This window comes from Acrocarpospora corrugata, assembly GCF_009687845.1.
In the GTDB taxonomy this organism is placed as follows: domain Bacteria; phylum Actinomycetota; class Actinomycetes; order Streptosporangiales; family Streptosporangiaceae; genus Acrocarpospora; species Acrocarpospora corrugata.
Genome location: NZ_BLAD01000133.1, coordinates 1 through 14,688 on the forward strand (window position 1 = coordinate 1; position 14,688 = coordinate 14,688).

The 14,688-nt window shown below is 69.5% G+C and carries 14 protein-coding genes; 8 read left to right on the top strand and 6 right to left on the bottom strand.

What is annotated here, in order from left to right:
- Positions 1 to 1,319, bottom strand: a 1,319-nt coding sequence (locus Acor_RS40540) for an acyclic terpene utilization AtuA family protein (RefSeq protein WP_155342070.1), incomplete at its 3' end; no start/stop codon positions are given.
- 32 nt (positions 1,320 to 1,351) lie between these two features.
- Between Acor_RS40540 and Acor_RS40545 the strand changes: the two genes are divergently transcribed.
- Entirely contained in the window at positions 1,352 to 1,744 is a 393-nt protein-coding gene (locus tag Acor_RS40545; protein ID WP_155342071.1) for a VOC family protein, read from the top strand.
- Here Acor_RS40545 and Acor_RS40550 read toward each other — a convergent pair whose 3' ends face one another.
- Together Acor_RS40550 and Acor_RS40555 are read right to left on the bottom strand one after the other, a co-directional pair.
- The gene (locus Acor_RS40550; RefSeq protein ID WP_155342072.1) at positions 1,745 to 2,599 is read right to left on the bottom strand and encodes a hypothetical protein; all 855 of its coding nucleotides are present in this window, start codon (positions 2,597 to 2,599) and stop codon (positions 1,745 to 1,747) included.
- Between the two features lie 101 nt (positions 2,600 to 2,700).
- The gene (locus tag Acor_RS40555; protein ID WP_155342073.1) at positions 2,701 to 5,265 is read right to left on the bottom strand and encodes a discoidin domain-containing protein; all 2,565 of its coding nucleotides are present in this window, start codon (positions 5,263 to 5,265) and stop codon (positions 2,701 to 2,703) included.
- Positions 5,266 to 5,444: 179 nt separating this feature from the next.
- Here Acor_RS40555 and Acor_RS40560 point away from each other — a divergent pair, with 179 nt between their 5' ends.
- Together Acor_RS40560 and Acor_RS40565 are read left to right on the top strand one after the other, a co-directional pair.
- Positions 5,445 to 6,260 (top strand): SAM-dependent methyltransferase, encoded by an 816-nt coding sequence (locus Acor_RS40560; RefSeq protein ID WP_155342074.1) that lies wholly within the window; start codon positions 5,445 to 5,447, stop codon positions 6,258 to 6,260.
- Complete coding sequence (locus Acor_RS40565) at positions 6,257 to 6,631, top strand: hypothetical protein (protein WP_155342075.1); 375 nt, start codon at positions 6,257 to 6,259, stop codon at positions 6,629 to 6,631. The genes Acor_RS40560 and Acor_RS40565 overlap by 4 nt, the downstream gene beginning before the upstream one ends.
- On the opposite strand, the gene Acor_RS40570 is transcribed toward Acor_RS40565, so the two are convergent.
- Both Acor_RS40570 and Acor_RS40575 read right to left on the bottom strand, forming a co-directional pair.
- Complete coding sequence (locus Acor_RS40570; protein WP_155342076.1) at positions 6,610 to 6,951, bottom strand: DUF742 domain-containing protein; 342 nt, start codon at positions 6,949 to 6,951, stop codon at positions 6,610 to 6,612. The genes Acor_RS40565 and Acor_RS40570 overlap by 22 nt on opposite strands.
- On the bottom strand, positions 6,948 to 8,969 hold the full coding sequence (locus tag Acor_RS40575) for a sensor histidine kinase (protein WP_155342077.1): 2,022 nt from the start codon (positions 8,967 to 8,969) through the stop codon (positions 6,948 to 6,950). The genes Acor_RS40570 and Acor_RS40575 overlap by 4 nt, the downstream gene beginning before the upstream one ends.
- Positions 8,970 to 9,117: 148 nt before the next feature.
- On the opposite strand from Acor_RS40575, the gene Acor_RS40580 reads away from it, so the two are divergent.
- The 3 genes from Acor_RS40580 to Acor_RS40590 are packed head-to-tail and all read left to right on the top strand — an operon-like array spanning position 9,118 to position 10,995.
- Complete coding sequence (locus Acor_RS40580) at positions 9,118 to 9,966, top strand: EamA family transporter (protein ID WP_155342078.1); 849 nt, start codon at positions 9,118 to 9,120, stop codon at positions 9,964 to 9,966.
- Complete coding sequence (locus Acor_RS40585; RefSeq protein ID WP_155342079.1) at positions 9,963 to 10,571, top strand: GntR family transcriptional regulator; 609 nt, start codon at positions 9,963 to 9,965, stop codon at positions 10,569 to 10,571. Before Acor_RS40580 ends, Acor_RS40585 begins: the two co-directional genes overlap by 4 nt.
- 46 nt (positions 10,572 to 10,617) lie before the next feature.
- The gene (locus tag Acor_RS40590) at positions 10,618 to 10,995 is read left to right on the top strand and encodes a hypothetical protein (protein WP_155342080.1); all 378 of its coding nucleotides are present in this window, start codon (positions 10,618 to 10,620) and stop codon (positions 10,993 to 10,995) included.
- On the opposite strand, the gene Acor_RS40595 is transcribed toward Acor_RS40590, so the two are convergent.
- Entirely contained in the window at positions 10,992 to 11,726 is a 735-nt protein-coding gene (locus tag Acor_RS40595; protein ID WP_155342081.1) for a crotonase/enoyl-CoA hydratase family protein, read from the bottom strand. The two genes, Acor_RS40590 and Acor_RS40595, sit on opposite strands and share 4 nt — an antisense overlap.
- Positions 11,727 to 11,971: 245 nt before the next feature.
- Between Acor_RS40595 and Acor_RS40600 the strand changes: the two genes are divergently transcribed.
- Positions 11,972 to 13,423 carry a sugar transferase gene (locus Acor_RS40600; protein WP_155342082.1) on the top strand — a complete coding sequence of 484 codons (1,452 nt, stop codon included), beginning with the start codon at positions 11,972 to 11,974 and terminating at the stop codon, positions 13,421 to 13,423.
- A 2-nt stretch (positions 13,424 to 13,425) separates the two neighbouring features.
- On the top strand, positions 13,426 to 14,493 hold the full coding sequence (locus Acor_RS40605; RefSeq protein WP_155342083.1) for a glucose-1-phosphate thymidylyltransferase: 1,068 nt from the start codon (positions 13,426 to 13,428) through the stop codon (positions 14,491 to 14,493).
- Positions 14,494 to 14,688: the final 195 nt, after the last annotated feature.

Sequence of the window (14,688 nt, forward strand, 5' to 3'; positions counted from 1 at the left end):
GGGGTGGGTGGGATGGGGATGTGGGTTTTGGCGATAACCGCTTCGTGGGTGACGAGGGCGTTGGGGATGAGGGCCGGCCAGTAGATGCCGTAGGACTGGGTGGTGATTGGGCCGCCGAAGAAGCCGGGGTAGCCGGCCAGGGCCATTTCGGTGATGGCGGCGGTCAGGGGGCGGCCGAATTTCTTTTCGTCGGGGTCTTTGAGGTTGACGCGGAAGTGGGCGAAGGCGGTTTCGTTGCGATCAGGGTCGGGGTGGTCGGAGCGGATGAGGTGGTATTCGGATTCGGCGTAGTCGGGGAGGGTGGCCTTCAGGGTGCGGGTGACCAGATCGGCTTTCTCGGGTATGTCCAGGCCGGTGAGGAGGAAGGAGATGCTGGCCTTGTGGCCGCCGGGGAGGTTGAGGCACACCTTGGTGGTCGGGGGCGGGGGCTCGCCGCGTACTCCATCGACGGCGACTCGGTCGGGGCCGGTCTGGGTTAGGCGGATCGTGTCGAAGCGGGCGGTGACGTCGGGGTTGAGATAACGCGGGCCGGTGATCTCGTACAGGAGTTGCGCGGTGACCGTGCCCACCGAGACCAGGCCGCCGTGGGCGGTGTGCTTGGTGATGACGGAGGAACCGTCGGCGGCGATCTCGGCGATCGGGAAGCCGGGATGTTCGAGGCCGGGCACCTCCTGGAAGAAGGCGTAGTTGCCCCCGGTGGCCTGGGTGCCGCATTCGATGACATGTCCGGCGACGAGCGCCCCGGCCAGGGCGTCCCAGTCGTCGCGGGCCCAGCCGTGGTGCCAGGCGGCGGGGCCGATGGCGAGGGCGGCGTCGGTGGTCCGGCCGGTGACGACGATGTCGGCGCCGCGGGCGAGGGCTTCGGTGATGCCCCACCCGCCCAGGTAGGCGTTGGCCGTCAGCAGGGGCCGGTCGCCGAGCGGTTCGCCGGTGTCCATGTTGGTCAGCAGCGGGCGCAGCTCTTCCAGCCGGGGCGTTAGGTCGTCGCCCGCCACGTACGCGATCACAGGGGAGAGCCCGAGTTCGGCCGCGACCTGGCGCAGAGCGTCGGCGCACCCCCGCGGGTTGAGGCCGCCGGCGTTGGCGACGACCTTGATGCCGCGGGCCAGGCAGGCGCCCATGACCTGGCGCATCTGGGTGACGAACGTGCGCGCGTACCCGCCGGTGGGGTCGCGCTGGCGGTCCTTGGCCAGGATGAGCATGGTCAGTTCGGCCAGCCAGTCGCCGGTGAGCACGTCGATGGGGCCGCCTTCGACCATCTCCCGCGCGGCGGCCAGCCGGTCGCCGTAGAAGCCGCTGCAGTTGGCGATGCGTATCACGGGACGTACTCCTTGATCACTACCATCGGGGTATGACGGTGCGGGAACTGCGGGTGGTCGTGACGGCCGAGGACTACGACGAGGCACTGCGGTTCTATCGTGACGTGCTCGGGATGGGCGAACTGGCCGACTTCTCCTCGGAGCACGGGCGGGTCAGGCTGCTCGACGGCGGCCGGGCCACGCTGGAGATCGTGGACGCTCGGCAGGCGGCGTACATCGATCAGGTCGAGGTGGGGCGGCGGGTGGCGGGGCACATCCGGCTGGCCTTCGAGGTGACGGATGTGCCGCTGGTCACGGCGGTGCTGGCGGAGGCGGGCGCCAGTGTGCTGGCCGCGCCGACGCGGACGCCGTGGAACTCGCTGAACGCGCGGCTGGAGGGGGCGGCGGGCGTGCAGCTGACCTTGTTCGAGGAACTGGGCGAATAGCTACCAGCCCTCAGCCCAGTCGGGGGCCGGCGCGGGCGCGGGTTCCAGGTCGCGGAGGTCGTGGGTCCAGGTCTCGGTCCAGGTGCCTTTGCGCCGGTCCTGTACGGTCTTCTGCTCGTGGATGGCGACCCGGCCCTCCCTGGTGGCCAGCAGCAGCCGGCCGCCGTGGTCCCAGTCGGCCCAGGCGGCGTCCGGCAGCGGAGTGATCCGCCCGTCCCGGTCCTTACGGAAATACCGGACCTGCACCCCTTCGATGCTGTGCCGCTGGAAGTCCACCCCGGTGTGCGCGAGGATCAGCGCGGTCCCGTGCCCGGTCGGCCTGGTCCGCTGGATCACCACCGCGGCCTCGTCCGGATCGAGCGGGAGGTCGAGCGGCTCCCGCGGTGGCCGCCAGCCCCGTTTGAGCTCGTTCTGGATGTCGCGGCGGACCCAGTTCGTGTGCCCGACCTCGACGGCGACCTTGTTCGGGAACCGGCCGTGGAAGGGCCGCTCCTGCATCGCGCCGCTGATGGTCAGGCTCCCGTCCCGGGTGAAACGGCACCCGATGGTGTACGTCCCGTACGTCTGCCACGCCGCCAGAGCCGACAGCCACGGCGTCCGGGACACCGCGAAGAACGCGTCCCACGGCGCCCGGCCATTCCGAAGCGCGAAATAACCGAAATATCGTCCGTCGGGGGAGATGTCGCAACGGCGGGGATAGAGCATGCCGCCGAACCACGCCCCCGGCTCGACCACCCGCCGCTCAAGGTCCCACCTGAGGAGATGCCACCAGTCCGCCGGCCCGCGCCGAATGATCAACGCGACCGGGGCGTCCATGGCGACCAGCACATAGAGGCGGCAGGGCGGAGCGGACAAATCAAGTCCTTCCGATCGATCTATCAACGAATGTATCCCAGCCGATGCGGAGGCCGTGGACCCCGAAGGGCCCACGGCCGGGTTGCCAGGTCGTCAGGGGATCACGGGTAGGAGACGACCTTGCTCGGGATGGTGGCGGTGCCGAAGGCCGGCGCGCCGGTGTCGTTGATGACGTGGTTGATCCGGCCGTTCCCGCCGAGTGAGACGGAGAGCAGGCTGTGGAACTTCACGCCGGGCTTGATCGGGACTTCGAAGACGCGGTCCACCTCGATGGTCGGGTCGACGTTGAAGTAGCAGTAGCTGCCCATGCCCCAGCCCTCGTGGACATTGACATTGGGCCCGACCTTGTAGGCCGCCCAGCCCTTGACCGCGCCGTTCATGTAGGCGGCCTGGTTCGGCGGGTCGTAGGCCTTCTCGTTCTGGAAGAAGATGGTCCGGCCGCGCTCGCCGTACCACTCGACGTCGTACTTGCGGTAGTGCTCGACGAACAGGCCGGTGGCCAGGACGTCGTCGCCGTTCACGATCAGGCCGGTCTCGGCGGTGTTGACGTTCCAGCCGATGCCCTCGCCGTGGTCGCCGCGCCAGAGCCAGGTGTGGTCGATGATGACGTCGTCACTGTTGACGATCACACTGGTGGTGGCGTTGCCGGCGAAGGCGCCGCCGATGCGGACGAAGACGTCCTGCAGGGTGGTCGGGTTGGCGGCGTGGTCGGCGCTGGAGTTGGCCGGGCCGACCTCGACCAGCACGTCGGACTTCTGCGGGCCGGCGTCGATGAGGAAGCCGGCCAGCTTGACGCCGTCCACGTCGGCGACCTTGATCGCGGTGGCCGCGTTCTCCGGGATGATCGTGGCCAGGCCGAGGCCGAGCACGACGGTGTTGGCCCGGTTGATGTTGATCGGGGCGTTGATCCGGTAGATGCCGGGGGTGAGGAGCAGGTTGAGGCCCTGGGCCAGCGCCGCGTTGATGGTGGCCGCGGTGTCGGTGGGCTTGGCGACGTAGAAGTCGGTCAGCGGCAGCGAGCTGCCGGCGGTCGGGCCGTTGGCCCAGCTCTGGCCGCGGGCGTTGGTGCGCAGGGCCGGGACGAAGACCCGGTAGTTGCCGCCGCCGTCCACGTACAGGTACGGCTTCTCCCGGCTGATCGGGGTGTTCTGCAGGGTGGTGTACACCGGCTCGGGGAAGCCGTTGGCGGGAGCGCCGACGACGCCGGAGAAGACCATGTTCCAGACGCCGTTGACCCAGCTGCCGATGGTGCTGTCGCGGGTGTACCACTGCTGCTGCGAGTACGGGCCGACCGAGCCGTCGATCTTGCTGTCCGCGATGTAGCCGCCGGACGCCCAGCCGTACCCGCTGGGGGCCAGGTTGAGGTTGCCGCGGATGTGCATGCGGCGGAACGGCGCGGCCTGGGAGACGGCCCAGCGGTTCTCGCCGCCGGTGGGCTGCACTGCCAGGTTCTCGGTGGAGCGCCAGAAGTTCTGGGTGGCGTTGCCGCCGAACCAGCCGGCGTCCACGGTCACGCCACCGTTGATGGTGACGTCGTCGGGGTTCTGGCCGAGGCCGACGATCGAGGTGTAGAAGCCGACCCTGGCGTTGACGTTGTAGGTGCCGGGCTTGAACAGGAAGGCGTGCCGCCCGGTGCCGAACTGGGCCGACTCCTGCTGGGTGAAGACCGTGTCGAGGGCGCCCTGGATGGTGGCGGTGGACATGGTCGGGTCGATCACGTGCACGTTCGGGCCGAGCGAGCCGCCGCCGGGGATCGGGTCGGGGTTGCCGGGGGTGGTGGTCCGGACCGCGAACTCCCAGAGCGAGTAGGTGTAGGCAGTGCCGCGGGCGGTGCCGAGCATCCGGACGTAGCGTCCCGAGCCGCTCACGGCGTGGGACTGCACGCCGCCGGTCGCGCCGGTGACCGACTTGAGGTCGGTCCACGGGTCGGCGCCGTTGGCCGAGACCTGGAGCTTGAAGGCGCTGGCGTACGCGGCCTCCCAGCGCAGGTCGATGGCGCAGATGGTCTGGGTGGAACCGAGGTCCACCTGGATCCACTGCGGGTCACCTGCTCCGCTGGACCAGCGGGTGCCGACGTTGCCGTCGAACGCCGCGGAGGCGGGGAAGCCCGCGCCCTGGAGCGAGGAGGCGGTGGCGGGCTTGTTCAGCGAGGCGTTGGTGGTGGGGCAGGTGCCGGGCGTGCCGCCGGGCTCGCCGTACACCTGGAACTCCCAGAGGGAGTAGCCGTAGCCGGTGGCACGGGTGACGCCCTGGATCCGGACGTATCTGGCGCTGCCGGTGATGTCCCAGGTGTCGGTGCCGCCGTCACCTCCGGTGACGGATCGCAGGTCGGTCCACACGGTGCCGTTCGGGGAGCCCTGGATCTTGTACGCGGTCGCGTACGCGGCCTCCCAGTTCAGCACGACCCGGGTCAACGGGGTCGAGGTCCCCAGGTCCACCTGGATCCACTGGTCGTTGGTGGCCAGGCTGGACCAGCGGGTGCCGGCGTTGCCGTCGACCGCCGCGGAGGCGGGGAAGCCGGCGTTCTGGACGGAGGAGGCGGTGGCGGGCTTGCCCTGGGACAGAAGAGTGTCCGCGAAGGCAGGTGTTGCGGGAAGGGTGATCAGTGCCGCCACTACCGCGGATGCGGTGAATAAGGCGGCGGCGGTTCGGGACAGACCTCTCATGCGTGTCTCCACAGCGGAAGCGGGGGGTGGAAGGTCCAACAGACGCGACTTACGACATGCCGTAAATCAACACCTTATTTCGATCCTTGATTTAACTTACGTGGCACATTTTCGTCAAGAGTCCGACTCAATCGCTACCCTGAGTGGTGTTCTCTCCCTGACCGAGAAATGGCTCCACGATGACCGAAACATCGAACGGGATCGACCCCACCAAGCCCAGCGTGTCCCGGGTGTACGACTTCCTGCTCGGCGGTAAGGACAACTTCGCGATCGACCGTCAGATCGCCCAGATGGTCCTGAAAATCGCGCCCGACGCGCCCGACGCCGCGTTCGCCAACCGGGGGTTCCTGCAGCGGGTCATCCGCTACCTGACCGAGGAGGAGGGCGTCCGCCAGTTCCTGGACATCGGCTCGGGCCTGCCCACCCAGGGCAACGTGCACGAGGTCGCCCAGGCGGTCGACCCGGCGGCCCGGGTGGTCTACGTGGACCACGACCCGATCGTGCTGGCGCACGGCCGCGCCCTGCTGGCCACCAACGACACCACCACGGTGATCGAGGCCGACATCCGCGATCCCCGCTCGATCCTGGACCACCCGGACACCCGGCGCCTGATCGACTTCACCCAGCCGGTCGGCCTGCTGCTCTTCTCGATCCTGCACCACCTCAACGACGACGAGGACCCGGTCGGCCTGTCGGCCCAGCTGTGCGACGCGCTGCCGGCCGGCAGCTGGGTGGCGATCTCGCACTTCCAGAACCCGGGCGAGGAGCACCCCGAGGCCGCCGCGCACGCCGCCAACGCCGAAATCCTCTTCAACGAGAACCTGGGCACCGGCCGCTGGCGCAGCAAGGAGGAGATCCTGGCCTTCTTCGGCGATCTGGAGGTGGTCGAGCCCGGCCTGGTGCCGCTGGCCGAGTGGCGGGCCGAGCCGGACGCCTACGTCTTCTCCGGCATCACTTACTACACCTACGTCGGCGGACTGGCCCGCAAGGCATGACCGATCTCCTGCCCGCGCTGATGGCCGCCGCCGAACGCTTCACCGTCGCCGGGCGGGAGCTCTACCTGGACTTCCTGCCCAACCTGCGCGCCTGGCAGCCGGTCACCGACCTGGTCGGCCAGGTCAGGCTGGGCCTGTTCTTCACCCTGCCCGACGGCCGGGAGATGCTCTTCGAGCTGATCCTCCGCCCGGACCCCGCCGGGACCTGGACGATCACCGGCGGGATCACCCTCGAAGAGGACACCCTGTTGGCCCTGCCGGAGGTCGAGACCACCAGCCCGGCCGGCCTCCTGGACAGGTACGCGGACGACCTGCTCATGCCCGCGCGCTGGCATCTCGACCAGGCGATTCAGAGCGCGTGCAACCCCTGAATGAGCTCCCGCAGGATGCGCTCCTCCGGTAGCTGCGCCACCGTCGCGGGCGGCCGGGCCGCGATCAGGCGCTGCTCGCGCAGATCCCCGAGCAGGATCCGGACCACGTTCAGCGACAGCCCTGAGTCGGAGGCGATGTCGGCCACCGAGGACGGCGTCTGGCAGGCCTTCAGGATCCGGAGCTGCTCCGGCGGCAGGCCGGTGACGCCGGTTACCGGCAAAGCCCGGACGATCGTCACCAGGTCGAATTCGGGGCCGCTCGGGCGGGTCCGGCCCCGGGTCAGTGTGTACGGCCGCAGCAGCGGGGGCTCCTCGGTCACGACTTCTCTCCGCGCAGCTGTGGTGCCAGGTTGTTCTGCCGGACCCGCCGGGGCAGGCCGTCGCCGGACGGCACGGGGGAGAGGGCGGGCTGCTGCGGGATGAGCCGCTCCACCGAGTACTCCTCGCGGGCGCCCTCCACCACGAGCTCCAGGGGCAGCAGCACGATCGCGGTGGTGCCGCCGTACGGGGACGGGCGGAGCGAGACGCGGATGCCGTGCCGCTGGGCCAGGCGGCCGACCACGAACAGCCCGAGGCGGTCGCTGTCGGCCAGGTCGAACTCGGGCGGGTTGGCCAGCCGGTCGTTGAAGTGCGCCAGCTCCTCGGGGCCGATGCCGAGGCCGCGGTCCTCGACCTCCAGCACGAAGCCGCGCGCGACCAGCTCGCCCCGGACGAAGACCTGGGTGTTGGGCGGCGAGAAGATCGAGGCGTTCTCCACCAGTTCGGCCACCAGGTGGATGACGTCGGTGACGGCGGGGCCGACCAGCGAGGTCTCCGGCGGCACGGTTACCAGCACACGCAGATAGTCCTCGACTTCTTCGACGGCGGCGCGGCTCACGTCGTACAGCGAGACGGGGTCGCGCCAGCCGCGGCCCGGTGCGGCGCCGGACAGGATGATCAGTCCTTCGGCGTGCCGCCGCATGCGGGTGGTGAGGTGGTCGATGCCGAACAGCTGCTCCAGCACGGCCGGGTCGCTGACCTGGCGTTCCAGCGTGTCGAGCAGGTCCAGCTGCCGGTGCAGCAGCGACTGGCTGCGCCTGGCCAGGTTGAGGAAGACCAGGCCGACGCCCCTGCGCAGTTGCGCCTGGCCGACGGCGGCCTCGACGGCGGTGCGCTGCACCGAGGAGAACGCCTCGCTGACATCGTCGACCTCGGTGGTGTCCCGGACCACGGTGAGCGGCGGGGTCTCGGCGGCGACGTCGACGTCCTCGCCGTTGCGGAGCCGGCGGACCACGTCGGGCAGCCGGTGGTCGGCCAGGTCGAGCGCGGCGTGCCGGAGCCCGGCCAGCTCGGTGGCCAGTTTGCGGGCGAACCTGAACGAGACGTACACGGTGACCACGACGGCGACCAGGCCGAGCACGCCCAGCAGACCGATCCGCCAGAGCACGGCCTCGGCCAGCGGCACCCCGCGCGCGGTGATCTTCGCGGCGATCTCGCCGCCCAGCTTGTCCAGCGTGATGGAGACGGCCTCGGCGGTGCCCTGCCAGCGGGCGGCCTCGATCGGCAGCACCTTGCCCGGCCGGACGACCTCCACCACGCCCTTCTCCAGGACGATGTAGTCGGCGTAGATCGGCGAGGAGTTCAGCGCGAGGTACGGCCGGCGCAGCTCCTCGTCGAGTTGGCTCGTTCCCAGCTGGTACAACAGCCGCCGCTGCCCCACCATCTCGGCGAAGGCGGCGCGCTCGTTCTCGGTCATCTTGCCGGCGCCGATGGTCCCGGCCAGCAGCGCGGACTGCTGGCTGACGATCTCACGCCCGCGCCCGACCAGGATGATCGCCTTGGTCTGCCCGACCAGGTCGATGTCCGGGGAGATCATCAACCGGTCGTAGACCTGGAAGCCGACCTCGGCGATGGAGCTGTACTCCTCCAGGGCGTCCAGCCGGGAGATCTCCCGGTTCTCCACCTGGGCGCGGAGCGCGTCCAGGCGGGCGAGCTGGCGCAGCAGTTCCTCGACCCGCTCGGTCATGGCCGGCGGCGTCGAGCTCTTGACGCTCGCGGCGTGCTCGGCCAGGGCGTCGGCGGCGGCGTCCGTCCTCTTCTGCTGGGTGTCCAGGTCGGCGTGGAAGGTGATGGTGGAGCCCAGGAAGGACAGCGACCTGAGGCGCTCGTTCTGCAGCTCGGTCAGCACGACCCTGGCGGGCGACACCACATGTTCGTAGACCCGGCCGATGGCGATGTACTGCATCCCGGTCTCGACGCTGATGGTGGCGGCGAAGCCCCAGATGGCGGTCAACGCGGTGACCGGGAGCAACAGGATGGCGAAGATCTTGAAGCGGACGGAACGTTTGCGGCCTGCCATGGAACCTCGTAAGAGGGGTGTCACATGCGTTAATAGTGGCGAAACAATAGCAATGTGTGAGCTGGGCTACTAGGTGACTTTCTTAACGATACGACTCCTAATCAGGATAGGAGGTGCGCCGATTGTCTGATTGTAAGACAATCAGTCCATGCGCCTTGCCATCGTCGCCGCCGCCGTGCTCTGGGGCACCGCCGGCACCGCAGGAACCTTCGCCGCCGCCGGTTCCGTCTCGCTGGCCGCCGCCCGGCTGGTGATCGGCGGCTCGATCCTCGCCCTGCTTTCTATCCGCTCCCGGGCCGGCTTCAGTCCCGCCCTGCTGCTCGGCGCGGTCTGCGTCGCGGCCTACCAGCTCTGCTACTTCGCCGCCGTGGCCAGGACCGGCGTGGCCATCGGCACCGTCGTCGCGATCGGCAGCGGCCCGGTGTTCACCGGCCTGCTCTCCTGGGGGCTCGACCGCGTCACCCCCTCGGGGCGCTGGCTGGGCGGCACCGCGGCGGCCGTGGCCGGCTGCGCGGTCCTGGTCCTCGGCGGCGGCGACGGCGGCGCCGACCCCGGCGGCATCGGGCTGGCGCTGGTGGGCGGCCTGCTCTACGCCACGTACGCGGTGACCGCCGCCCGCGCGATCGACCGCGGCATGCCCTCCGACACCGTGATGGGCACGATGTTCGGCGGCGCGGCCGTGCTCATGCTGCCCGTGCTGCTGCTCTCCGGGCCCGGTTTCCTGGCCACGCCGTCGGGGTTGCTCACCGCGCTCTATCTGGGCGCCGCCACCACGGCGCTGGCCTATCTCCTGTACGGCAGGGGCCTGCGCACCACCCCCGTCGCCACCGCGGCCACCCTGGCCCTGGCCGAACCCGCGGTCGCCGCCCTGCTCGGCGTGGCCGTACTCGGCGAACGCCTGACCATCCTCTCCTGGGCCGGTCTGTCCCTGCTGGCCGCCAGCCTGATCGTCGTGGCCATGCCGGAACGCCGGATCCCCCTAGGCTCGGCAGCGTGAAGCTGCGCCCTGTCTCCACCGTCCAGGCACTCGCCGACGCCCTGCGCACGAGGGTCCTGTCCGGCGACCTCGCCCCCGGCACCCCGCTTCCGGAGCAGGAGATCTCCGACACCTACGGGGTGGCCAGGCCGACCGTCCGGGAGGCCTTGGCCGTGCTCGTGCACGAGGGCCTGCTCCGCCGCGAGCGCAACCGCAGCGCGTACGTGCCGGAGATCACCACCTCCGACCTGGCCGACCTGATGTACGTCCGGGCCCCGCTGGAGGAACTGATGGCCGAGGCCCTGGCCGGTTACCGGGTCCCGGACGCCGAGGCCGCGCTGAACCGGCTGGAGGCACTCCCGCCGGAGGAACCCTGGGCCGAGGTGGTCGCCGAGCACATGGCCTTCCACCAGGCCCTGATCGTCGCGGTCGGCAGCCCCCGGCTGGAGCGCCTCTACGCCAGCCTGGCCGCCGAGACCCGCCTCGGCCTGGTCCGGCTGCGCGAGGTCTACCGGGAGCGCGCCGAACTCGTCGCCGAGCACCGTGACCTGCTGGCCGCGATCGAGCGCGGCCCGGCCGAGGCGGCCAGGCGGGCGGTGCGGGAACACTTGGAATGGCGCAGTTGAGGCCGTCTCTTGCCGGGAACGCCCGGGAGTCGTCACAATCGCGGCCATGCACGGCAATTCAGTGCCAGAGCCGGGCACGGATTCGCGCGTGCCAGATTCGTACGTATATGTCACCGAAGAGGGTGTGACGCGCCACTATTCCGACGGCAGCGTGGAAGCGCTCGCCTGGGAGGACGTGGTCGAGGTCCGGGTCGGCGGAGCCGACGACGCGGACGTTCTCATCGTCCTCCTCGACCGGGACGGCGAAGGCTGTGTCGTGCCCCGATCCGCCACTGACGCCACTTTTCTTGCACGGTTACGTTATTTGCCGGATTTCGATCTCGATCGACTGAGTTCAGCCATGGAGACCGCGAATTCCGGATATGTCGTCGTATGGCGGAGTCCGGAGCCGCCGTCGCCGTTGCCGGATCTGGAATACGACTAGGTTCCGTGCCGGCCCGCGCCGCGCTGGAAACGTTCGACGCCGTCGAGTCCGGCTTGGAGTGACGCCAGGCCGTATTGGAACTCGGCGGCCATCGAGTCGGCTTCGAGGGCGGACAGGCGGTCGTTGCGCAGACACGCCTGGGGGAGGGCGGCGAGTTCGGCGGCCAGCGCCTCGGCGTGTTCGCGGGCGGTGCCGCTGGGGACGACGCGGGAGGCGAGGCCGATGTCCAGAGCCTCGCGGGCGGCGACAGGGCGGCCGGTGAGGATCAGGTCGAGGGCGCGGCCGGTGCCGATCAGGCGCGGCAGGCGTACCGTGCCGCCGTCGATCAGGGGCACACCCCAGCGGCGGCAGAAGACGCCGAACGTGGCGTCTTCGGCGGCCACCCGAAGGTCGCACCAGAGCGCCAGCTCCAGGCCGCCCGCCACCGCGTAACCCTCCACCGCCGCGATCACCGGTTTGGACAGGCGCAGCCGGGTCGGGCCCATCGGTCCTTCCCCGTCCTCGGCCACCCGGTTGCCCCGCTCGGTGCCGATCGCGTGCAGGTCCGCGCCCGCGCAGAAGGTGCCCCCGGCGCCCCAGAGGACCGCGACCGAGGCGTCATCGTCCGCGTCGAATGTCCGAAATGCCGAGGCGAGCGCGGCGGCCGTCGGGCCATCGACCGCATTGCGGACTTCGGGCCGGTCCAGAATCACGGTGATCACTGCGCCGTCCCGTTCCGTTCGTACCGTCATGCCCCACATGCTCCCAGAACGTGCGTCAGGACGAGTTCTCTGTACATCTTTGGATCGTTCCGTCAAGCAACCGGGTACCCCGGTTTCGGCCGATTGTGGACAGTTTTGATCATTCCCTTGTACTGTTTCGATCTTTAACATTTACCTGGGTACCCACCTCTCCTGGTGAAACAGAGAATTACGTCAACCAACCGGACGGGGTGCGCGTCTTGTTTCTGCGAACACAAGGCAGCAGGTGGAGTGTCATGAGGGTGGGGCTCGAAGCGTCCACGACGGACGTTCCTGATCACGCAGTCCGGACGGCGCCCAGCATCTGGACGCGCACGTACGCGCGCGTCCTGGTGGCGGGCGACCTGGCCTGCGCGATGATCGCGTGTGAGACGGTCATCGGCGTGCGGCTCTGGCTGGGCGCGTGGATTCCGAAGTACGAGGCGTTCCTGGGCTTATCCCTGGCCCTGGTGTGGCCCGTCGCGATGGCGATCGCCGGCGCGTACCGAAAACGGGTGCACGGTGAGGGGACCGATGAATTTCGGGCCGTCTTCACCGGGGGTATGGGCCTGACGGCGTCGGTGGCCATCGGCGCCTACGCCACGCAGACCACCATCGCGCGCAGCTTCGTGATGGCGATGTTCCCGTTGGCGCTCTTCTTGACGTTGTATTTCAGGTATCGCATGCGCAAGCACCTGCACCGCCGCCGCGGCGACGGTCACTACGTCAGGAACGTGGTCGCGGTCGGGCACCGCGAGGCCGTGCTGGACCTGGTGATGCAGTTCCGGCGGCAGCCGCACCACGGCATGCGGATCGTGGCGGCCTGCCTGCCCACCGAGAGCACGCTGGACGTGGACGGCGTGCCGGTGCTGGGCGACTTCACCAACGTGGACGAGGTCGTGCTCAAGACCGACGCCGACTCGGTGGCCATCCTGGCCTGCCCGGAGCTGGACGGCTCCGCGCTGCGGCGGATGGCGTGGAGCCTGGAGGCGGCCAAGACCGACCTGTTCGTGGCCCCGGCGCTGATGGACGTGGCCGGGCCCCGGATCAGCATCCGGCCGGTCGCCGGGATGCCGCTGCTGCACGTCGAACATCCGGAGTTCGAAGGCACCAAGCACATCATGAAGAACCTGTTCGACAAGGTGCTCGCCTCGGCCGTGCTGCTGGTGGCCGCGATCCCGATGCTGGTGATCGCCGTACTGATCCGGACCACCAGCGAGGGCCCCGCGCTGTTCCGGCAGGCCAGGATCGGGCGCGGCGGCAAGGAGTTCCGGGTGCTCAAGTTCCGCACCATGGTGCAGAACGCGGAACACCTGAAACGGCAGCTCACCGACGACAACGAGTTCGACGGCGTGCTGTTCAAGATGCGGAACGATCCACGTATCACCAGGGTGGGCGGGGTGCTGCGGCGGTTCTCGCTGGATGAGTTGCCGCAGCTGCTGAACGTGCTGCGGGGGGAGATGTCCCTCGTCGGGCCGCGCCCGCCGCTGCCCGAGGAAGTCGCCCAGTACGGCGAGGACGTGCGCCGCCGGCTGGTCGTCAAGCCCGGCATGACCGGCCTCTGGCAGGTCTCCGGCCGTTCCGACCTCACCTGGGAGGAATCGGTCCGGCTGGATCTGCGGTACGTGGAGAACTGGTCGCTCATCCTCGACCTGCAGATCCTGTGGAAGACCTGGTCGGTCGTGCGAAGCGGAAACGGAGCCTACTAGCGGTGAAAGCGCTCGTGCTCGCCGGAGGATCTGGGACCAGGCTCCGGCCGATCACCCACACCTCCGCCAAACAGCTCGTCCCGGTCGCCAACAAGCCGGTCCTGTTCTACGGCCTGGAGGCCATCGCGGCCGCCGGGGTCCGGGAGATCGGCATCGTGGTCGGCTCCACCCACGCCGAGATCGAGGCGGCCGTCGGCGACGGCTCCCAGTTCGGCGTCGAAGTCACCTACCTGCGCCAGGAGGCTCCGCTCGGGCTCGCGCACGCGGTGCTGATCGCCCGTGACTTCCTCGGCGAGGACGACTTCGTCATGTACCTCGGCGACAACTTCGTGGTCGGCGGCATCAACGACATCACCGAACGGTTCGCCCGGGACCGCCCGGCCGCGCAGATCATGCTCACCCAGGTCGCCGACCCGCGCCAGTTCGGCGTGGCCGAGCTGGACGCCGAAGGCCGGGTGGTCGGCCTGGAGGAGAAGCCGACCGCGCCCAAGAGCGATCTCGCCCTGGTCGGCGTCTACCTGTTCAGCCCGGCCATCCATCAGGCGGTGGCCGAGCTGAAGCCGTCCTGGCGGGGCGAGCTGGAGATCACCGACGCGATCCAGTGGCTGATCGACGACGGCCGCCGGGTGGAGTCCTCGGTCATCTCCGGCTACTGGAAGGACACCGGCAACGTCGAGGACATGCTGGAGGTCAACCGGCTGGTGCTGGAGTCGGTGGAGCCCAGGACCGACGGCACCGTGGACGGGGCCAGCGAGCTGATCGGGCGGGTGGTGGTGGACGCGGGCGCGGTGGTCCAGCGGTCCCGCATCGTCGGCCCGGCGATCATCGGGCCGGGCGCGCGGGTCCTGGACAGCTATGTCGGCCCATTCACGTCCATCGCGGCCGACTGCGCGGTGGTGGGCAGCGAGATCGAGTACTCGATCGTGCTGCCCCGGGCGTCCATCACCGGGGTGCGCCGGATCGAGTCATCGCTGATCGGCCACGACGTGGTGATCACCCCCGCGCCCAGCATGCCCCGGGCGCACCGGCTGGTCCTCGGCGACCACAGTCAGGTTCAGATCAGTTCGTGAACCCGGAAGGCCCCGGACGCCAGGCGGCGTCCGGGGCCTTCCGCGTGTGATCCGGGTCAGCCGCCGCAGTCCAGCGCGCTGACCGTGGAGGTCACGTTGTAGTCGTCGTCGATGGTCACCAGCTTGTTGCCCGACCAGGCCGTGTTGCGGCAGTCCACACTGAGCGGGCCGTAGTTCCAGCTGTTGTTGACGATC